Here is a 14,949-nt window from a genome sequence, read left to right as displayed (position 1 = left end):
CCGAAATTCGCCAATCTGGCTTTTGGCAAACGTTTGCGATGTGTGAACGAGTTCTAAACCAATAACCGGCATACCAAAAAAAAGCCGGCATAAAAAGAAAGTAAAGGAGCTTCACCCATGAAACTGAGCAGCACCGCGATACTGGCCCTGGCCATTAGCAGCATCACCGCCACGGCGTACGCAGAACCTGCAAGTCAGGAGTTCGTCCCTACCACATTGGCCGGCAGTAGCGCCCAAAGCGAGGCCAAAGGCTTTATCGATGGACAAAGCCTGGGCGGCACAACCCGTAACTGGTACGCCAATGAACTGCGTCGTCGTGACGACAGCTTCAGCTACGTGAAAAACAGCGACAAATACACCTCGCCAACGGTAAGAACAAAGACCCCGCGTCGTATCAACTGGGTTCAGGGCACCATCGTCAACTACACCTCGGGCTTCACCCAAGGCACCGTTGGCGTGAGCACCGAAGTTGCCGCTTACAACGCCATCGTTCTCGACCGTGACCGCAAGGATATTGCTGGCGGCTCCAACCGCACCCTCGCCCATTCCGACGGTGATGCGGTCGACCAGTGGAGCAAACTGGGTCTGGCCAACGTCAAGTTCCGCGTGTCCAACACCACGTTGACCGCAGGTCGCCAGAACTTCAGCACGCCGATTGTCGATGTTATCGGCAACCGTCCGCTGCCTTCGAGCTTTGAAGGGATCAGTCTGCATAGCGAAGAGTTGAACAACCTGTCGTTCGACCTCGCCGGTTTCGACCGCGTCTCGCCACGTACCGAGCAGAGCCTGTCGAAATTCCGTTCCGAATACGGCGCCAACGGCGAAGAAACCGACAAGGTCTACACCGCGGGCGTGAACTATCAGCCGCTCAAAAGCCTGAAAACCAGCCTGTACGTCGCCAACGTCGAAGACTTCTGGAACCAGTACTACTTCGGCGGAACCCACGAATTGGGTGACAGCCAGGTATTGAGCCTGACCACCGGCCTGAACTACTACAAGACCGTCGACGAAGGCAAAAAGTTGATGGGCAACATCGACAACGATACCTACTCGCTGTCCTTGGGACTGACCCACCAGGCCCACAGCCTGACCTTCTCGTATCAGCAAGTGAACGGTAACGAGTACTTCGACTACCTGCACGAAACCAACGGCATCTACCTGGCCAACTCCCTGCTGTCGGACTTCAACGGCCCGAACGAGAAATCCTTCCAGATCGCCTACGGCATCAACATGGCCGAGTATGGCGTGCCAGGTCTGAAGTTCAACATCTACCAGGCTCGCGGCTGGGGCATCGACGGTACTCACTACCGTGGCACCGCTTACACCATTCCAGATGACAAGCGCGGCGATCTGAGTCTGATGGACGGCGAATCCCACTACGAATACGGCATCGGTGCTTCCTACGCCGTGCAGAGCGGTCCGCTCAAAGCCACCGCGATTCGCGCGACGTACACCACGCACCGCGCCAGCGAGCATCAGGCTGACGGCAACATCAACGAGTTCCGTCTCGTGACCACGATTCCATTCAACATCCTGTAAAAACGCCAGCCGACGGCTGACTCATGATGAGTCGGCCGTTCGGCTTTTTGTCTTCAACCGATTGCAGAGGGTTATCGATGAAAATGCTTCCCCTACGTGCGGCCATCGCGGCTGCGTTGCTGAGTGTCGCTGTCGGCGTCTCGGCCAAACCCTTGGTGGTCTGCACCGAAGCCAGTCCGGAAGGCTTCGATATGGTCCAGTACACAACTGCAGTCACGGCGGACGCTGTGGCCGAAACCATCTTCAACCGCCTGGCCGACTTCAAGCCCGGCACCACTGAAGTGATCCCGGCTCTCGCCGAGTCCTGGGACATCAGCGAAGACGGCCTGACCTACACGTTCCACCTGCGCAAAGGCGTCAAGTTTCACACCACCGAATATTTCAAGCCGACCCGCGACATGAACGCCGACGACGTGGTCTGGAGCTTCCAGCGTCAGCTGGACCCGAATCACCCATGGCACAAACTGTCGAGCGTGGGCTTCCCGTACTTTGAAAGCATGGGCTTCAAGGAACTGCTGAAAAACGTCGAAAAAGTCGACGACAACACGGTCAAGTTCACCCTGACCCGCCGCGAAGCGCCATTCCTGGCCGACATCGCGATGGCGTTCTCCTCGATCTACCCGGCCGAATACGCCGACCAATTGCTCAAGGCCAACAAGACAGGTGACTTGAACAACAAGCCGATCGGCACCGGCCCGTTCATCTTCCAGCGTTATGCAAAAGACGCGCAGGTGCGTTTCAAGGCCAACCCAGATTACTTCCGTGGCAAGGCGCCGGCTGATGCGCTGATCCTGGCGATCGCCACCGACAACAACGTGCGCCTGCAGAAGCTCAAGGCCAACGAGTGCCAGATCGCCCTGTATCCGAAACCGGATGACATCCCGAGCATCAAGAAAGACAGCAACCTGAAAGTCGAAGAACTGGACGCGATGACCGTGTCCTATATCGCCATGAACACTCAGCACAAGTACATGAGCGACGTGCGCGTGCGCAAAGCGATCGACATCGCTTTCGACAAGGAAGCCTACGTCAACGCGCTGTTCGGCAAAGGCAACGCTTCGGTCGCGGTCAACCCGTACCCGCCGACCCTGCTCGGCTACAACCACGATCTGAAGAACCCGCCACGTGACCTCGACGCCGCCCGCAAGCTGCTCAAGGAAGCCGGGGTTCCGGAAGGCACCGTGTTTACCCTGTTTACCCGCAACGGCGGCGGCCCGACCAACCCCAACCCGATGCTCGGCGCGCAAATGATGCAGGCTGACCTGGCGAAAGTCGGGATCAAGATCGACATTCGCGTGATGGAATGGGGCGAAATGCTCAAACGCGCCAAGGCCGGCGAACACGATATGGTCTCGGCCGGATGGGCGGGCGACAACGGCGACCCGGATAACTTCCTGACGCCTATGCTCAGTTGCGAAGCGGCAAAAAATGGCGAGAACTATGCTCGCTGGTGCAACGAGAAATTCCAGGCACTGCTGGATGAAGCACGGGCTAAAGTAGATCCGGCCGAACGCGCAAAGCTCTACGAACAGGCGCAAGTGCTGTTTAATCAGGATCAGCCATGGATCAGCATGGCCCACACCAGGATGTTTACTGCAATGCGTAACAACGTAGAGGGCTATCACATCAGCCCTCTCACCACTAATAACTTCGCCACCACCCAGGTGAAGTAGATAAGAAACTCCCGGCGTCCCTGACCCCAGGGATGCCGGGCACGCCTAACCGGCTGATGAGGTACCACACACGATGTTTAGTTTTATTGCCCGCCGACTGGGGTTGTTGATCCCCACGTTTTTCGGCATCACCTTGCTGACTTTCGCGTTGATTCGCATGATTCCGGGCGACCCCGTGGAAGTGATGATGGGCGAACGTCGGGTCGACCCCGAAATGCACGCTCAGGCAATGGAACGCCTAGGTCTGAACAAGCCGCTGTATGCCCAGTATCTGGACTACATCGGCAAACTGGCTCACGGCGATCTCGGCGAATCCCTGCGCACGCGTGAAAGCGTATGGACCGAGTTCACCTCCCTCTTCCCGGCGACCCTGGAACTGTCCATGGCCGCCCTGCTGTTCGCCGGCATTCTGGGCCTTCTGGCCGGGGTGATCGCGGCACTCAAGCGAGGATCATTGTTCGACCACGGGGTGATGGGCATCTCCCTCGCGGGTTATTCGATGCCGATCTTCTGGTGGGGCCTGATCCTGATCATGTTCTTCTCGGTGAGCCTGGGCTGGACCCCGGTTTCCGGGCGGATCGACCTGCTCTACGACATCGAGCCGCGCACCGGCTTCATGCTGATCGACACGCTGCTGGCCGATGACGTCGGGGCGTTCTTCGACGCGCTGCATCACCTGATCCTGCCGGCCATCGTCCTCGGCACCATTCCGCTGGCAGTGATCGCGCGGATGACCCGTTCGTCGATGCTCGAAGTGCTGCGCGAAGACTACATCCGCACCGCCAGGGCCAAAGGCCTGTCGCCGTCGCGCGTGGTGTTCGTCCACGGTCTGCGTAACGCACTGATTCCGGTACTCACCGTGGTCGGCCTGCAAGTCGGCACTCTGCTCGCTGGTGCGGTTCTGACCGAAACGATTTTCTCCTGGCCCGGCATCGGTAAATGGCTGATCGAAGCCATCGGCGCCCGGGACTACCCGGTTGTGCAAAACGGCATCCTGTTAATCGCCTGCCTGGTGATTCTGGTCAACTTCGTAGTGGACATCCTCTACGGCTTTGCCAACCCACGCATCCGTCATCAGCGCTGAGGTCAATAACCATGAGCACTCCAACATCCTCAGTAGCGACTTCCGCCACCAGCGCGGATCAAAGCCTGCTGTACCCGTCACCGTACAAAGAATTCTGGCAAGCCTTCTCGAAGAACAAGGGCGCAGTTGCCGGCCTGCTGTTCATGCTGTTGATCATCTTCTGCGCGCTGTTCGCGCCGTGGGTTGCGCCGCATAACCCGAGCGAGCAATACCGTGATTTCCTGCTGACGCCGCCGGCGTGGCTGGAAGGCGGTCAGATGCAATTCCTGCTCGGCACCGATGAACTGGGTCGTGACCTGCTGTCGCGTCTGATCCAGGGCTCGCGCCTGTCGCTGCTGATCGGTTTGTCGTCGGTGGTGATGTCGCTGATTCCAGGGATCCTCCTCGGTCTGTTCGCCGGTTTCTTCCCGAAGATGATTGGCCCGACCATCATGCGTCTGATGGACATCATGCTGGCCCTGCCGTCGCTGCTGCTGGCGGTGGCGATTGTTGCCATCCTCGGCCCTGGCCTGATCAACACCGTGATCGCTATCGCTGTGGTTTCGCTGCCGTCCTATGTGCGTCTGACCCGTGCGGCCGTGATGGGCGAACTGAACCGCGACTACGTGACCGCCGCGCGCCTGGCCGGTGCCGGTCTGCCACGTCTGATGTTCATCACCGTGTTGCCGAACTGCATGGCGCCGCTGATCGTGCAGGCGACCCTGAGCTTCTCGTCGGCGATTCTCGATGCCGCAGCGTTGGGCTTCCTCGGCCTTGGCGTACAACCGCCAACCCCTGAGTGGGGCACCATGCTGGCCTCGGCCCGTGACTACATCGAACGCGCCTGGTGGGTGGTGAGCCTGCCTGGTTTGACCATTTTGCTCAGCGTGCTGGCAATCAACTTGATGGGCGACGGTCTGCGCGATGCGCTGGACCCGAAACTCAAGAACGCCGCCTGAGGAGATTCCCATGTCACTGCTAGAAATCAAGAATCTCAACGTTCGCTTCGGCGACAAGACCGCGACCCCGGTGGTCGACGGCCTCGACCTGAAAGTCGACAAAGGCGAAGTACTGGCCATCGTTGGCGAGTCGGGTTCGGGTAAATCCGTGACCATGATGGCGCTGATGGGCCTGATCGAGCATCCCGGCATCGTCACCGCCGACTCGCTCAGCTTTGACGGCAAAGACATGCTCAAGCTGAGCAATCGTCAGCGTCGGCAAATCGTCGGCAAAGACCTGTCGATGGTCTTTCAGGACCCGATGACCGCACTGAACCCGAGCTACACCGTCGGTTTCCAGATCGAAGAAGTGCTGCGTCTGCACCTGAAAATGTCCGGCAAGCAAGCGCGCAAACGTGCGATCGAACTGCTGGAAAAAGTCGAAATCCCGGGCGCCGCCAGCCGTATGGACGCCTACCCGCATCAACTGTCCGGCGGTATGAGCCAGCGCGTTGCGATCGCCATGGCGATTGCCGGCGAACCGAAACTGCTGATCGCCGACGAACCGACCACTGCACTGGACGTGACGATTCAGGCACAGATCATGGATCTGCTGCTGGCGTTGCAGAAAGAACAGAACATGGGCCTGGTGCTGATCACCCACGACCTCGCGGTCGTGGCAGAAACCGCCCAGCGCGTCTGCGTGATGTACGCAGGGCAAGCCGTTGAAGTCGGTCAGGTGCCGCAACTGTTCGACATCCCGGCGCACCCGTACAGCGAAGCGCTGCTCAAGGCGATTCCCGAGCACAGCCTCGGCGCCTCACGCCTGTCGACCCTGCCGGGTATCGTCCCGGGCCGCTACGACCGTCCGCAGGGCTGCCTGCTGTCGCCGCGCTGCCCGTACGTGCAGGACAGCTGCCGCGCGCAGCGTCCAGGCCTTGATCCGAAAAGCCACAGCCTCGCCCGCTGCTTCTTCCCGCTCAACCAGGAGGTGGCGTAATGGCCGTCGTACTTACCGCCCGCGATCTGACCCGTCACTACGAAGTCTCCCGTGGCCTGTTCAAGGGCCATGCGACCGTGCGCGCACTGAACGGCGTGTCGTTCGAACTGGAAGCCGGCAAGACCCTCGCCGTAGTTGGCGAGTCGGGCTGCGGCAAATCCACCCTCGCCCGTGCGTTGACGCTGATTGAAGATCCGTCTTCCGGATCCTTGAAAATCGCCGGCCAGGAAGTCGCCGGCGCCGACAAGGCCCAGCGCAAGCAACTGCGCAAAGACGTGCAGATGGTCTTCCAAAGCCCGTACGCCTCGTTGAACCCACGGCAGAAAGTCGGTGACCAGCTCGGCGAGCCGCTGCTGATCAACACCAACCTCTCCGCCGCTGAGCGTCGCGAGAAAGTCCAGGCGATGATGAAGCAGGTCGGCTTGCGCCCTGAGCACTATCAGCGCTATCCGCACATGTTCTCCGGCGGTCAGCGTCAGCGTATCGCCCTGGCTCGCGCCATGATGCTGCAACCGAAAGTGCTGGTGGCGGACGAACCGACCTCGGCACTGGACGTGTCGATTCAGGCGCAGGTGCTCAACCTGTTCATGGATCTGCAGCAGGAGTTCAACACCGCGTACGTGTTCATCTCGCACAACCTCGCGGTGGTGCAACACGTGGCCGATGACGTGATGGTGATGTACCTCGGTCGCCCGGTAGAACTGGGGCCGAAGAACGACATCTACGAGCGTCCGTTGCACCCATATACCCAGGCGCTGCTGTCGGCGACCCCGACCATTCACCCGGATCCGAACAAGCCGAAAATCAAGATCGTCGGCGAACTGCCTAACCCGCTGAACCCGCCACCGGGCTGCGCTTTCCACAAGCGCTGCCCGTACGCGACCGAGCGTTGCAGCACTGAAGAGCCAGCCTTGCGCCAGCTCGACAGCCGGCAGGTGGCTTGCCACTACGCCGAGCAGTTCCTTGATGGCGCGGCGTAAGCAAAACTGGAGAGCGATACAAAACACTGTGGGAGCGAGCTTGCTCGCGAAGGCATTGAATCATTCAACATAGATGTCGCCTGATACACCGCTTTCGCGAGCAAGCTCGCTCCCACAGTGATCGCATTTCAAAGAGAGTGACGTGTTAACCAAACCCCTCCCACCTCGATTGCGCATCAGTCGAGGCGGAAGGGGTTTTCTTTTGTCTGCAACTTACGTCTGGCTGTCGCCGTCGTCGTCATCAGTGTCCGGCTCGTCGGTGGTCGAGTCGTCATCGTCTTTACTGCCGCCCTGGTCCTGATCGCCCGGCTCGGACTCAGACTTGGCGAGCATCAAGCCGCTATGCCCGACCTGGCCGTTGAAGGCCTGGGAATCGTGATCCTCGCACTCGGCCCAGGCCGTCGCGGTGCCGAGGGACAGCATGACCATCACTTTCAACAGCAATAAAACCCGTAGCAACCTGCTTTTCATAGCCGACTCCATCCATTTTCAGGTGAGACATTCGTGCCTGACTGGCGCTGTGTGAAATCTAGTTCCGATCCATCGGGTTCACCAGATAGGACGCTAAGGAGCAGGCAGAAATGCCCTTCATGGAAAGACAGTTTTCGAATAATGCTCATAGCCGCAACAGCTAAGCGCCGCCGCGTGATCGCGTGGCCTGCCACGTCAACGGCATGGAAATCAACACCATCAGCGCACTCGCCAGCCACACACTGTGGCCGCCGAAATGACCGTACAACTGGCCACTGAGTACCGGTGACAACAGCGCACTGGCGCTCCAGCTCATAAAGAACAGGCCGAAGTACTGACCGCTTTTACCGCCTTGGGCAAAACGCATGGCCAGCACATTCAGCGGCGGCATGAAAAAGGCCTCGCCCAAGGTCCAGATCAGCGTCGACAGGCAGACGTAAAACAGCCCGGAACCGAACGGCAGCATGCCCAACCCGCAAGCCAGCAACACACTGCCGAGCAGCATTTGCCGGCGCATCCCCCAACGTTCGCCCCAGTGCGACAGCGGAATCTGCAGCGCGATCACCAGCAACGCATTGAGCCCGAACTGCCAGCCGATCGCCTGGGTGCTCAACTGGTAGTAATCACGCAAATAATTGCCCAGCGTGCTGTAGACCGTATCAAACGCGATGCCAAGCACGGCCGTCGCCGCCAGCAACCACAGGAACGGTTTGTCGCGATACGGCACCCCGGAGCCTGCGTCATCCGTGGACTTTTCGTCATTGATCAGCACCGGACGCTGCCACGTGGTGCGAACAAACCAGAGCAGCGCCAACAACGTCATCGCCGCGCTGCCGAAAAACACCCAGCGAAAATCGGTCTGCGCCAACACCCCGCCCGCCACACCGGCGGCGGCCATCCCAAGGTTGCGCGCAACCCGACTCAACGCCTGCGCCCGCGAGCGCTGTGTAACCTCGCAATACTCCATGATCAGCCGCTGATGCAGCGTGCGAATAGCCCCATCGATGGCCCCACTGAGCAACAACAATGCAGCGAGCAACGGCACCTGCGTCACCAGTCCCAGCAGAATCAGCACCCACACCGAAACAAAGAACAGCGCCGCCGTCAGCCGCGCCGTGCGCACATGATCACTGAGCCAGCCACCGAGCATCGACCCCACCAGCAAACCCGCGCCGTACGCCGACAGCAACCAGCCAACCGTCTCGATCGCCAGCCCCAGCTCCTGACGCAGGTACAACGCCATGAACAGCTTGACCATGCTGCTCAAGCGATTGATGAACAACAGCGCCGCGAGCACCCAGGCCATCACGCCGAAATAGCCGTTCAGCCGTAGCAGGTGAGTCAGCCGACTCGTCATTCCATTGACCTCTCAAAACGACTTGCGTGGAGCTGGAACACTAACGGTCAGCAGGCGGGTTGTCGCGTTCGAGAACATCGAGATCACAAAAAACCGAGTCGTCCTACAGCCATTGCGCGCGTTAAAACCGTGCCGAAGATCAAAAGCCCCTCACCCTAGCCCTCTCCCGGAGGGAGAGGGAACTGATCGCGGTGCTTGGGAGAGCAACGCCGACATGACATACCGAGCCGAACTCAGATTCTGAAACAGATCAAAAGCCCCTCACCCTAGCCCTCTCCCGGAGGGAGAGGGGACTGATCGCGGTGCTTGGGAGAGCTACGCCGACATGACATACCGAGCCGAACTCAGATTCTGAAACAGATCAAAAGCCCCTCACCCTAGCCCTCTCCCGGAGGGAGAGGGGACTGATCGCGGTGCTTGGGAGAGCAACGCCGACATGACATACCGAGCCGAACTCAGATTCTGAAACAGATCAAAAGCCCCTCACCCTAGCCCTCTCCCGAAGGGAGAGGGGACTGACCGCAGTGATTACGAGAGCAACGCCGACGTGAAATACCGAGTCGAACTCAGGTTTTGAAAGGCCCACAAATCGGCTCCCTCTCCCTCGGGAGAGGGCTGGGGTGAGGGGTAGCCACAACACAAATCAACAGCCGAACACCGCTTGGCTCTTCACCACTCAACAGGATGAGCGTTAGCTCGGCTGCAGCTCTTGATCTGTAGGGCGACGTCGGAAGGCTGAGTGGAGGGATTGATCCGGGCGTGGGAGCGCAGCGACCGTTTGGCGCAGCCAAACACAGCGGGAGTAGGTGCAGCGAAGCAAACCGGAGACGCTGCGCCCGGATCGATCCCGCAGCGAAGGAACCCCGAGCCCCAGCGAGCGGGCCGCACGTAGGAGCAAGCGTTTTTGGTTACTTTTTAGGCGTTTGTAAAAAGTGACCCGCCGTAAGGGCGGAACCCTAAGCCGCCATCACCCAAAAACGGATATACCCCCAAAACCAAAGCAAAAAAAGGTTCTTCACGGAATCCCGGGAAACACAGAAACAAGAACGCCGATTTGATTGATGATGTTCGTGCGAGCAAACACATCTAACAAACCGGCGTTCTTATGCGCGATATTAATACTTTCCTTCCTTTTTGGGAGGGCTTTTCTGTCGTCACGATCAAGCCTGATGGTGACGCGCTTCAGATCGACCTGATTCCCCACGCCACCCGATTCCCTTCCTGTAGCGGCTGCCAAAAGACCTGTTCAACCACGCATGAGTATTGCGAGCGAACCGTCCGCGATTTACCGATTCTCGGCCGTGCGGTGCGCCTCAGCGTGTTGCTCAGGCGTGTTGGCTGTCGTGATTGCGGTAAACGTATGGAGGCCGTCAGTTGGCTGGACCGCTATGCCCGCATGACGCGGCGTCTGGCCGAGGCGGTTATTCAAGCCTGCGAGCGCCTTCCCACACTGCACGTGGCTCAACTGTTTGGCCTGCACTGGGACACCGTTCGGTTGCTGGAGCGTCGAGCCTTGCAAGCGGCGTTAAGCGTTTTGCCAAAGGCGCAACCGCGACGTCTGGTGATGGACGAGTTCGCCCTGTTCAAAGGTCATCGTTACGCCAGCGTTGTCCTAGATGCGGATACACGGCGAGTGCTGTGGATCGGTGAAGGTCGCAGCCGAGCAGCGGTCAGGCCTTTCTTCAAAGAACTGGGGCCAGAGGGTTGTGCTCGAATCGAAGCGGTGGCGATGGACATGAACACCGCTTTTGACCTGGAGGTTCGTCAGCACTGTCCCAACGCGCGAGTGGTCTACGACCTCTTCCATGTGGTGGCCAAATATGGCCGAGAGGTGATTGATCGGGTCCGCGTCGACGAGGCTAACCGGTTGCGTCACGACAAGCCTGCCCGCAAGGTTATCAAGCAGGCGCGATGGCTGTTGCTGCGCAATCCGCAGAACTTGAAAACGCCGGAACAACAGGTCCGCCTGGAGGATCTGCTGGCGGCCAACCAAGCGTTGATGACGGTCTACTTGATGAAGGCTGAACTCAAAACACTCTGGACCCCCAGTACTGCCTGGGGTTGGCGATCGGCCTGGAAGCAATGGCTGCGCCATGCGCATGAAAGCGAAATACCAGCTCTGATCCAGTTCGCCAAACGGCTAAAGGGTTACTGGCGGGGCATCGTGAGCCGGGTTCGCTGGCCGATGCACACCGGTCAGTTGGAAGGAATAAACAATCGAATAAAGGTCATCAAGCGGATGGCGTACGGTTACCGAGATAGCGAATTCTTTTTCATGAAGATCAAGAGCGTCTTTCCCGGTAATCCGTGAAGAACCAAAAAAAAGCCCCCTAGGCACACACCTAGAGGGCTTCGGACAAACCAATTCAGAACTTAATGATGCTCACGCGTCGCACGGAATTTCACATCCGGCCAACGCTCTTCCATCAACGCCAGATTAACCCGCGTCGGCGCAAGGTAAGTCAGGTGACCACCGCCGTCGACCGCCAGGTTCTCCACAGCCTTGTTGGAAAACTCCTCAAGCTTCTTCTTGTCGCTGCATTCAATCCAGCGCGCGGAATACACAGTAATCGGCTCGTAAGAGCACTCAACCTTGTATTCCTCCTTCAAACGGCTGGCGACCACATCAAACTGCAGCACACCCACGGCGCCAAGAATGATGTCGTTGCTGCGCTCCGGGAAAAACACCTGCGTCGCGCCCTCTTCAGCCAGTTGCTGCAGACCCTGACGCAACTGCTTGGACTTCAGCGGATCACGCAGACGCACACGACGGAACAGCTCCGGCGCAAAGTGCGGAATACCGGTGAAACCGAGGGTTTCACCTTCACTGAAGGTATCGCCAATCTGGATCGTGCCGTGGTTGTGCAGACCGATGATGTCGCCGGCAAAAGCTTCTTCAAGCTGTTCACGCTCGGAGGAGAAAAACGTCAGGGCATCGCCGATGCGCACGTCCTTGCCGGTACGCACGTGGCGCATCTTCATGCCTTTCTCGTACTTGCCGGAGCAAATGCGCATGAAGGCGATACGGTCGCGGTGTTTCGGGTCCATGTTCGCCTGGATCTTGAAGATGAAGCCCGAGAACTTCTCTTCCACCGGCTCAACGGTACGCTCGTTAGCGACACGGGCCAGCGGACGCGGCGCCCAATCAACAACGGCGTCAAGTACGTGGTCAACACCGAAGTTGCCCAGTGCCGTACCGAAGAACACCGGGGTCAGTTGACCGTCGAGGAATTCCTGCTGGTTGAATTCGTGGCAGGCGCCTTGAACCAGTTCCAGCTGTTCGATGAAGCGGTCGTACTCGTCGCCCAGATGCGCGCGGGCTTCGTCGGAATCGAGCTTCTCGATGATTTTGGTTTCGGTGCGTTCGTGACCGTGACCGGCGGTGTAGACAATGATGTAGTCGTCAGCCAGGTGGTACACGCCCTTGAAGTCACGGTAGCAACCGATCGGCCAGGTGATCGGCGCAGCCTTGATCTTCAGAACGGCTTCGATCTCGTCGAGCAGTTCGATCGGGTCGCGGATGTCACGGTCGAGTTTGTTGATGAAGCTGACGATCGGCGTGTCACGCAGACGGCAGACGTCCATCAGCGCAATGGTCCGTGGCTCGACACCTTTACCGCCGTCGAGGACCATCAATGCCGAGTCCACCGCCGTCAAGGTGCGGTAGGTATCTTCGGAGAAGTCTTCGTGGCCCGGGGTGTCGAGCAGGTTGATCATGTGCTCGCGATACGGGAACTGCATGACCGACGTGGTAATGGAAATACCCCGTTGCTTCTCCATCTCCATCCAGTCGGATGTCGCATGGCGATCGGATTTACGGGATTTCACCGTACCGGCCACTGCAATCGCCTTGCCCATCAACAGGAGCTTTTCGGTGATCGTGGTTTTACCGGCATCGGGGTGGGAAATAATGGCGAAAGTGCGGCGTTTCGCGACTTCGGCGGCCTGGTTGGTCATGGGAAATCGCCTGGCGGTGATTCAAAAAAGGGCCGCGATTATAGCCCAACTCGCCGCAATAACCGAACCGTTGAGCACATTAAGGGTGGCCAAATGCTGCCGCAGATGGGAACCTTTTAAAGCACGGAGACGTCCATCCCCTGTTACGAATTTTCGTCAGGGGCTGAAAAATCAGCAAGTTAGCCTGACGAGGCTGCGCTCATGGCTCGCTTTCAGACCGCTTTTTGCCGGTGCTGAGGGAGCTGCTTCTCGCGAACGTTTATTCCCGGCAGCCATGTATGGCATGCCACACGGGAGGGCGCTCGCCGACTACAAAAAAAGGAGTCCGCCTGTGGCTATCCGCTATGGCAAAGGGCTGATGGGAGGTGCGGTGGTGATCGCGCTCCTGGCCCTGCTGGTCCACTGGATCGGCATCAACACGATCGAACACTACCGCGACGATTTGTTGTTTTACCTGCAAGCTCATCTGATTCTCGTCCTCGCTTCAATGCTGGCCGCCCTTGTCGTGGGCATCCCCGCCGGCATCTTCCTCAGTCGTCCGACCATGGTCGGTCGCGCTGAACGCTTCATGCAAATCTTCAATATCGGCAACACCGTGCCGCCGCTGGCCGTGCTTGCGATTGCCCTGGGCGTCCTCGGCATCGGTAGTGGCCCGGCGATCTTCGCTTTGTTCCTCGCTTCGTTGCTGCCGATTGTGCGCAACACCTACGAAGGCCTGAAAAATGTCCAGGGCTCGCTGAAAGAAGCAGCCGTCGGCATCGGCATGACCCCGCGCCAGGTGCTGTGGAAAGTCGAATTGCCCAACGCCGTGCCGATCATCGTCGGCGGTGTGCGCGTGGCGCTGGCAATCAACGTCGGCACCGCGCCGCTGGCGTTCCTGATCGGCGCCAACAGCCTCGGCAGCCTGATCTTCCCTGGCATCGCCCTGAACAATCAGCCGCAACTGCTGCTCGGCGCCGCGTGCACCGCGCTGCTGGCCTTGCTGCTCGATGGCGTCGTCACCCTCGCCAGCCGTCTCTGGCTGGAACGTGGTTTGCGCCCGTCTTAAGGCTTTTGCGAAGGAATATTTATGAAACGACTTAGCTTGATCTTAGGTTGCGTGCTGCTGTTCGCGGGCATCGCGCAAGCCGCTGAAAAACCGGTCATCCGCCTCGGCGCCCGCGTGTTCACCGAGCAGACTCTGCTCGCGGAAATCACCGCGCAATACCTGCGCAGCAAAGGTTACGACGCGCAGATTACCGGCGGTCTGGGCAGCAACCTCGCCCGCAGCGCCCACGAAAGCGGACAACTGGACATGCTCTGGGAATACACCGGCGTGTCGCTGGTGGCCTACAACCATGTCACTGAAAAACTCGACAGCGCCCAGTCCTACGCCCGGGTGAAAGAACTCGACGCGAAAAAAGGCCTGGTCTGGCTGACCCCGTCGAAATTCAGCAACACCTACGCTCTCGCCTTGCCGAAGAAAGTCGCCGAGGAGTATCCGCAGATCAACAACATCAGCCAGTTGAACGAAGTGCTGCGCGCCGAAGCCAAGACCAATCATCTGGTGGCGCTGGACACCGAGTTTGCCAACCGCTCCGACGGTCTGATCGGCATGGTCGATCTCTACGGCATGAACCTGACCCGCAAAAATATCCGCCAGATGGATGCCGGGCTGGTTTACACGGCATTGCGCAACGGTCAGGTGTTCGCCGGTCTGGTCTACACCACCGACGGTCGCCTCAACGCCTTCGGCCTGAAACTGCTGGAAGACGACAAGCATTACTTCCCCGACTACACCGCCGCACCGGTGGTGCGTCAGGCTTACCTCGACGCGCACCCGCAACTGGCCGAGCAACTCAAGCCATTGGCCGAACTGTTCGATGACGAAACCATGCGCCAGCTCAACGCGCGGGTCGACGTCGATCACGAGAGCCCATCGAAAGTTGCCGCCGATTTTCTGCGCCAGCACCCACTTGATTAAGGAGGAAA

Annotated in this window: 12 protein-coding genes; 9 read left to right on the top strand and 3 right to left on the bottom strand. The window is 59.0% G+C overall.

The genetic code is table 11. The annotated features are described in order from the left end of the window. The first annotated feature begins 117 nt into the window (after positions 1-117). From LOY43_RS04175 to LOY43_RS04150, 6 genes are all read left to right on the top strand, one after another. The gene (locus LOY43_RS04175) at positions 118-1,539 is read left to right on the top strand and encodes an OprD family porin (RefSeq protein WP_093435862.1); all 1,422 of its coding nucleotides are present in this window, start codon (positions 118-120) and stop codon (positions 1,537-1,539) included. A gap of 77 nt (positions 1,540-1,616) precedes the next feature. Next, positions 1,617-3,212, top strand: coding sequence for an ABC transporter substrate-binding protein (locus tag LOY43_RS04170; protein ID WP_258709248.1), 1,596 nt, complete (start codon positions 1,617-1,619; stop codon positions 3,210-3,212). 73 nt (positions 3,213-3,285) lie between these two features. Further along, positions 3,286-4,296, top strand: a complete 1,011-nt coding sequence (locus LOY43_RS04165; RefSeq protein WP_075947650.1) for an ABC transporter permease subunit — start codon at positions 3,286-3,288, stop codon at positions 4,294-4,296. An 11-nt stretch (positions 4,297-4,307) separates the two neighbouring features. Continuing rightward, positions 4,308-5,234 carry an ABC transporter permease subunit gene (locus tag LOY43_RS04160; protein ID WP_095049734.1) on the top strand — a complete coding sequence of 309 codons (927 nt, stop codon included), beginning with the start codon at positions 4,308-4,310 and terminating at the stop codon, positions 5,232-5,234. Between the two features lie 10 nt (positions 5,235-5,244). Further along, positions 5,245-6,213 carry an ABC transporter ATP-binding protein gene (locus LOY43_RS04155; RefSeq protein ID WP_095125386.1) on the top strand — a complete coding sequence of 323 codons (969 nt, stop codon included), beginning with the start codon at positions 5,245-5,247 and terminating at the stop codon, positions 6,211-6,213. Next, a complete protein-coding gene (locus LOY43_RS04150) occupies positions 6,213-7,193 on the top strand; it encodes a peptide ABC transporter ATP-binding protein (protein ID WP_007917625.1) in 981 nt (326 codons plus the stop codon). The genes LOY43_RS04155 and LOY43_RS04150 overlap by 1 nt, the downstream gene beginning before the upstream one ends. Positions 7,194-7,406: 213 nt before the next feature. Here the strand turns inward: LOY43_RS04150 and LOY43_RS04145 are convergent, their stop codons facing one another. Together LOY43_RS04145 and LOY43_RS04140 are read right to left on the bottom strand one after the other, a co-directional pair. Further along, positions 7,407-7,664: a hypothetical protein gene (locus LOY43_RS04145; protein WP_064119438.1), complete on the bottom strand. Its 258-nt coding sequence runs from the start codon at positions 7,662-7,664 to the stop codon at positions 7,407-7,409. A 160-nt stretch (positions 7,665-7,824) separates the two neighbouring features. Continuing rightward, on the bottom strand, positions 7,825-9,021 hold the full coding sequence (locus tag LOY43_RS04140) for an MFS transporter (protein WP_258709247.1): 1,197 nt from the start codon (positions 9,019-9,021) through the stop codon (positions 7,825-7,827). A gap of 1,105 nt (positions 9,022-10,126) precedes the next feature. Between LOY43_RS04140 and LOY43_RS04135 the strand changes: the two genes are divergently transcribed. Next, positions 10,127-11,332 carry an ISL3 family transposase gene (locus tag LOY43_RS04135; RefSeq protein WP_095125809.1) on the top strand — a complete coding sequence of 402 codons (1,206 nt, stop codon included), beginning with the start codon at positions 10,127-10,129 and terminating at the stop codon, positions 11,330-11,332. Positions 11,333-11,394: 62 nt separating this feature from the next. Here LOY43_RS04135 and LOY43_RS04130 read toward each other — a convergent pair whose 3' ends face one another. After that, a complete protein-coding gene (locus LOY43_RS04130) occupies positions 11,395-12,978 on the bottom strand; it encodes a peptide chain release factor 3 (protein ID WP_095049730.1) in 1,584 nt (527 codons plus the stop codon). A 358-nt stretch (positions 12,979-13,336) separates the two neighbouring features. On the opposite strand from LOY43_RS04130, the gene LOY43_RS04125 reads away from it, so the two are divergent. Both LOY43_RS04125 and LOY43_RS04120 read left to right on the top strand, forming a co-directional pair. Beyond that, entirely contained in the window at positions 13,337-14,026 is a 690-nt protein-coding gene (locus LOY43_RS04125; protein WP_169844036.1) for an ABC transporter permease, read from the top strand. Positions 14,027-14,047: 21 nt separating this feature from the next. Continuing rightward, entirely contained in the window at positions 14,048-14,941 is an 894-nt protein-coding gene (locus LOY43_RS04120; protein WP_258709246.1) for a glycine betaine ABC transporter substrate-binding protein, read from the top strand. Positions 14,942-14,949: the final 8 nt, after the last annotated feature.

It is taken from the genome of Pseudomonas sp. B21-041 (genome assembly GCF_024748675.1).
Taxonomy (GTDB): Bacteria; Pseudomonadota; Gammaproteobacteria; order Pseudomonadales; family Pseudomonadaceae; genus Aquipseudomonas; species Aquipseudomonas neuropathica.
Note: the sequence above shows the minus strand (reverse complement) of the source record. Positions and strands in the feature narration are given on the sequence as shown.

Excerpts from the sequence above, each read along its gene's own strand:
- LOY43_RS04175 (WP_093435862.1), top strand. The coding sequence starts at position 118 with ATGAAACTGAGCAGCACCGCGATACTGGCCCTGGCCATTAGCAGCATC.
- LOY43_RS04165 (WP_075947650.1), top strand. The coding sequence starts at position 3,286 with ATGTTTAGTTTTATTGCCCGCCGACTGGGGTTGTTGATCCCCACGTTT.
- LOY43_RS04140 (WP_258709247.1), bottom strand. The coding sequence starts at position 9,021 with ATGACGAGTCGGCTGACTCACCTGCTACGGCTGAACGGCTATTTCGGC.
- LOY43_RS04170 (WP_258709248.1), top strand. The coding sequence starts at position 1,617 with ATGAAAATGCTTCCCCTACGTGCGGCCATCGCGGCTGCGTTGCTGAGT.
- LOY43_RS04155 (WP_095125386.1), top strand. The coding sequence starts at position 5,245 with ATGTCACTGCTAGAAATCAAGAATCTCAACGTTCGCTTCGGCGACAAG.
- LOY43_RS04160 (WP_095049734.1), top strand. The coding sequence starts at position 4,308 with ATGAGCACTCCAACATCCTCAGTAGCGACTTCCGCCACCAGCGCGGAT.
- LOY43_RS04120 (WP_258709246.1), top strand. The coding sequence starts at position 14,048 with ATGAAACGACTTAGCTTGATCTTAGGTTGCGTGCTGCTGTTCGCGGGC.
- LOY43_RS04150 (WP_007917625.1), top strand. The coding sequence starts at position 6,213 with ATGGCCGTCGTACTTACCGCCCGCGATCTGACCCGTCACTACGAAGTC.
- LOY43_RS04145 (WP_064119438.1), bottom strand. The coding sequence starts at position 7,664 with ATGAAAAGCAGGTTGCTACGGGTTTTATTGCTGTTGAAAGTGATGGTC.
- LOY43_RS04130 (WP_095049730.1), bottom strand. The coding sequence starts at position 12,978 with ATGACCAACCAGGCCGCCGAAGTCGCGAAACGCCGCACTTTCGCCATT.
- LOY43_RS04125 (WP_169844036.1), top strand. The coding sequence starts at position 13,337 with ATGGGAGGTGCGGTGGTGATCGCGCTCCTGGCCCTGCTGGTCCACTGG.
- LOY43_RS04135 (WP_095125809.1), top strand. The coding sequence starts at position 10,127 with ATGCGCGATATTAATACTTTCCTTCCTTTTTGGGAGGGCTTTTCTGTC.